Origin of the sequence: Acinetobacter lwoffii (assembly GCF_024129715.1) — a bacterium.
GTDB classification, from domain to species: Bacteria; Pseudomonadota; Gammaproteobacteria; order Pseudomonadales; family Moraxellaceae; genus Acinetobacter; species Acinetobacter lwoffii_U.
In genome coordinates this window covers 1-427 of record NZ_JAMXXM010000077.1, presented here as the reverse complement: position 1 = coordinate 427, position 427 = coordinate 1, and the positions used below count along the sequence as shown (strand labels likewise).

The 427-nt window shown below is 30.9% G+C and carries 1 protein-coding gene; it reads left to right on the top strand.

The window, feature by feature from the left end:
• Positions 1 to 6 precede the first annotated feature (6 nt).
• Positions 7 to 399, top strand: a complete 393-nt coding sequence (cadR, locus tag NI462_RS14970; protein WP_000550240.1) for a Cd(II)/Pb(II)-responsive transcriptional regulator — start codon at positions 7 to 9, stop codon at positions 397 to 399.
• Positions 400 to 427 lie beyond the last annotated feature (28 nt).

Genomic DNA, 427 nt, shown 5'->3' with positions numbered 1-427 from the left:
AACTCAATGCATTTAAAAATTGGTGAACTCTCTAAAAAAACCTCATGTTCAGTATTAACAATTAGGTTTTATGAAAAGGAAGGTTTAATTCCGGAACCGGAAAGAACGGAAGGAAATTACCGCCTTTACGATGTAGGCTATGTTGAGCGAATTAAATTTATTTTGAATTGCCGAACTTTAAATATGAGTTTGAATGAAATTCGTCAATTACTTACCTATAAAGACAAACCTGAGAAAAATTGTTCAGATGTGAATGAATTAATTGACTTACATGTCAGTGCTATCAGAGAAAATATAATCAAGCAACAAAAGCTTATTGAACAACTATCTGATTTAAGAGGTACTTGTGATGGTTTATGTACAATTGACCAATGTGGAGTTTTAAAAAATCTAGCTTGATTATCTAGACCTATGCTTTTTTCAAAAA

Bases quoted from the DNA above. Each gene is read 5' to 3' on its own strand.
- cadR (WP_000550240.1), top strand. From the start codon at position 7: ATGCATTTAAAAATTGGTGAACTCTCTAAAAAAACCTCATGTTCAGTA.